The sequence below is a fragment of the Aeromicrobium sp. REDSEA-S32_B7 genome (assembly GCF_001626145.1).
Lineage (GTDB): Bacteria > Actinomycetota > Actinomycetes > Propionibacteriales > Nocardioidaceae > Aeromicrobium > Aeromicrobium erythreum.
The window spans coordinates 1-3,667 of the sequence record NZ_LUNF01000010.1 but is presented as its reverse complement, the minus strand read 5'-3'; the positions used below and the strand labels follow the sequence as shown (position 1 = coordinate 3,667).

At 71.4% G+C, this 3,667-nt stretch carries 4 protein-coding genes; all 4 read left to right on the top strand.

All coding sequences use genetic code 11. The features are described 5' to 3' along the window. The first annotated feature begins 407 nt into the window (after positions 1 to 407). A complete protein-coding gene (locus A6Q79_RS00470) occupies positions 408 to 944 on the top strand; it encodes an ATP-binding cassette domain-containing protein (RefSeq protein ID WP_317695283.1) in 537 nt (178 codons plus the stop codon). Further along, the gene (locus A6Q79_RS00465) at positions 941 to 1,825 is read left to right on the top strand and encodes an ABC transporter ATP-binding protein (protein WP_317695280.1); all 885 of its coding nucleotides are present in this window, start codon (positions 941 to 943) and stop codon (positions 1,823 to 1,825) included. The genes A6Q79_RS00470 and A6Q79_RS00465 overlap by 4 nt, the downstream gene beginning before the upstream one ends. Continuing rightward, complete coding sequence (locus tag A6Q79_RS00460) at positions 1,822 to 2,532, top strand: ABC transporter ATP-binding protein (RefSeq protein WP_292604788.1); 711 nt, start codon at positions 1,822 to 1,824, stop codon at positions 2,530 to 2,532. Before A6Q79_RS00465 ends, A6Q79_RS00460 begins: the two co-directional genes overlap by 4 nt. A 288-nt stretch (positions 2,533 to 2,820) precedes the next feature. Next, a partial coding sequence (locus tag A6Q79_RS00455; protein WP_317695275.1) for a hypothetical protein occupies positions 2,821 to 3,667 on the top strand: 847 nt, incomplete at its 3' end.

Here is a 3,667-nt window from a genome sequence, read left to right as displayed (position 1 = left end):
GAGGAGTACTGCTCCTCGGACCGGTCGTGCCAGTCGTGCCGTGCGGTCAACGCGGGTGCTCCGATGCAAGAGGTGGGTGTGGTCTGCGGGCAGGCCAGCGACAGTCGTCGACATGTCACGCTCCTTCACGCTCGGGGCGGCGCCGGGTGCCGGCACCGGGGTCCATGCTCGCGGGAGGACCCGGTGGGGTGCCACCGGTTTTCCCCCGTGGAGCCGCCAGAGGTCGCCGAGGTGGTCTGGACCAGTGCGGCGGTGCCACCAGGTTCGACGCCAGATCTTGGCGGCCTGCCAACGTACTGCCCAGTAATGCGCGTGGCCGGTTGACGCCACCCCGCTCCTGTCAGAGGGTGACGGCCCATACGTGATGGCGGTCACACAGGTGGCCAGTGGGTGGAGGGGGCGGTGCCGTGCTGGCGGTCAACAACCTCGAAGTGGTCTACGACGACGTCGTCGTAGCCCTGCGAGGGGTCTCGATCGAGGTGCCCGACGGGCGCATCGTGGCGCTGTTGGGCGCCAACGGTGCGGGGAAGTCGTCGTTGCTGCGGTCCCTCTCGGGCCTGCTCGACGTGCACCACGGCGAGATCCGCAAGGGCGGCATCACGCTGGACGGTGAGTCCGTGGACTCCCTGCGTCCGGCGCAGCTGGCCAAGCGCGGCATCAAGCACGTGCTGGAGGGGCGGCGGATCTTCAAGGAGCTCACCGTCGAGGAGAACCTCCGCGTCGGCGCCCACGCCGCGCCCCGCGACGCCGGCGACAACATGACCCGGGTCTTCGACCTCTTCCCGCGACTGGTCGAGCGCCGGCAGCAGACCGCCGGCTATCTCTCCGGCGGTGAGCAGCAGATGCTCGCGATCGGGCGCGCCCTGATGTCGGGCCCGCGCTACCTGCTGCTCGACGAGCCCAGCCTGGGGCTGGCGCCGCGGGTGGTCGGGCAGGCCTCGTGAGCGCCCCGGACAAGGCCGTGGACCCGGTCCTGGTCGTCGACGACGTGCGGCTGACCTTCGGGTCCGTCACGGCCGTGGACGGGGTGTCCTTCGACGTACGCCCCGACGAGCTGTTCGCGCTCATCGGCCCCAACGGCGCCGGCAAGACCAGCGTCTTCAACATCCTCTCCGGCGTCTACCGGCCCCAGCAGGGCTCGGTGAAGCTGCACGGTCACGAGCTGGTGGGCATGCGGCCGCCCGCGATCGCGCGGCTGGGCATGGCCCGGACCTTCCAGAACATCGAGCTGTTCGCCAACCTCACCGTGCTCGACAACCTGATGCTCGGGCGGCACCAGCACATCGGCTACGGCCCGCTCGCCGCCCTCACCTGGGTCGGCAGGGCCCGCCGCGAGGAGCTCGCGCACCGCGCTCGCGTGGAGGAGATCGTCGACTTCCTCGAGCTCACCGCCTGGCGCACCCTGCCGGTCGGCCTGCTGCCCTACGGCGTGCAGAAGCGCGTGGAGCTGGGGCGGGCGCTGGCGATGGACCCCCGCCTGCTGCTGCTCGACGAGCCCGTGGCCGGCATGAACCAGGAGGAGACCGAGGACATGGCCCGGTTCATCGTCGACATCCGCTCGGAGCTGAAGGTGCCGATGATCATGGTCGAGCACGACATGGACCTGGTGATGGCGGTCTGCGACACCATCCACGTCCTGGACTTCGGGTCGATCATCGCCTCCGGCGACCCGGCGGAGATCCGGCGCGACCCCGCGGTCCAGAAGGCCTACCTCGGCTATTCCGACGAGGACGGCGCGGAGGACGGGCACACTAGGACCGACCTGCCGGTTGTGACCGACGACACACTCGTCATCCCGGCGGTCCGGGAAGGAGCCGAGGCATGAGCGGCGTACCGATCCTCGAGGTCGTCGACCTGCACGCGGCCTACGGCCGCATCGAGGTGCTGCGCGGCGTCGACCTGGTCGTGCCCAAGGGGGCGGTCATGGCGCTGCTGGGACCCAACGGTGCCGGCAAGTCCACGCTGGTCAAGGTGATCTCCGGGCAGAAGAAGCCGACCTCGGGCGACATCCACCTCGGCGGCGTGCACGTGAAGGCCTCCGGCCCCGAGGAGCTGGCCCGGCTCGGGCTGTGCACGATCCCCGAGGGACGCTCGGTCTTCCCGAACCTCACGGTCGAGGAGAACCTCCTGCTGATGTCGTACGCCGGCGTGCCGGCCGAGGCCGTGCTGGAGACCGCCTTCGCCTACTTCCCCCGGCTCAAGGAGCGCCGCAAGCAGTTCGCGGGCACCATGTCGGGCGGCGAGCAGCAGATGGTCGCGATGTCGCGGGCCTTGGCCTCCGACCCGGCGCTGCTGCTCCTCGACGAGCTGTCCATGGGCCTGGCGCCCCTCATCGTGGACGAGCTCTACGAGACCGTCGGTCGGATCACCGAGACCGGCGTCTCCATCCTGTGCATCGAGCAGTTCGCCCGCACGGCGCTGAAGATCTCCGACTACGCCGCCGTCATGTCCGGTGGCCGTGTGGTCGCCACCGGCGAGCCCGGCGAGATCCTCGAGACGATGTCCGACGTCATCCTGGGAGGTGCCGCATGAGCGGCCGACACTCGACCCTTCGCCGTACCGGCGCCGGCCTGGCGGCTGCCGCCATGGTCTCCTTCGCCCTACCGGTCACGATCGGCACTGCTGCTCCGGCGGCGCCCTCGGCCGCGGCCCCAGCGTCGGTCGGCTCCGTGGTCCGCGCCGCGGACCCGGAGTTCGCCGGGTACGCCGCCACCACGACGGCGACGCCGGTGCGCGTGGAGATCTACGAGCCGACCATCCCGATCCCGGCCAGCCCCCAGGCCGAGCTCAACCTCGGCTACGCCCGAGCTGGCCGGCCCGATGGCCGAGCAGGGCTACCCGGTCCAGGTGAACTCCAACCACCCGGCCGGCCCGGAGTCGGAGTCCAGCGAGGACTTCCCCGGCAGCATCTCGCGCACCAGCGCCTCGGCGGAGAAGACCACGGCGCTGGCCGGCTACTCCACCGACTGCCGCCTCGGCCAGCCTGACGCGGCGCCGGCCGACGAGGGCGGCGAGGGCGGCGAGGACGAGGGCCCGATCCCGGGCCTGCCCGGTCTGCCCGACCTGCCGTTCCCCGGTATCCCCGGCCTCGGCCAGGCGCTGTCCTCGACCGTGGACCAGACCGTGACCACGCTGACCGGCGGCGCGCTGTCGACCACTGGTCAGAAGGGCCAGAAGGGCGGCGCGAAGGCGGCCGAGGAGGAGGTCGAGTGCCCGATCCCGGCCCAGCTCGCCGCGGTGATCGACCTCGGTGGCGTGGGTGCCAGCTCCACGGTGACCCGCAGCACCGACGACGACGGCGTGGAGCGGGTCAAGGCCGTGTCGCGTTCGGTGGTCGGTGAGGTCAGCCTGCTCGGCGGCATCATCACCCTCGACGGGATGGTCTCGACCGCGCGTACCACCAGCGATGGTGCGAAGGCGACGGTCAAGGGTGTGACCGACTACGGCACGCTCACGATCGCGGGCCAGAAGTTCCGCTACGGCTCCGACGGCTTCGAGGCCGCCGGCACCCCGCAGGACCTGCCCGGCCTGCCGGCCGACCCCAACCAGGCGCTCGAGGCGCTCGGGGTCCAGCTGCTGCTGCCCCAGCCGACCGAGGAGCGCGAGGGTGACAAGGGCACCGTCGCCGTCGGCGGCCTCCAGGTCGTCATCGACGCCGGCGTCCTGC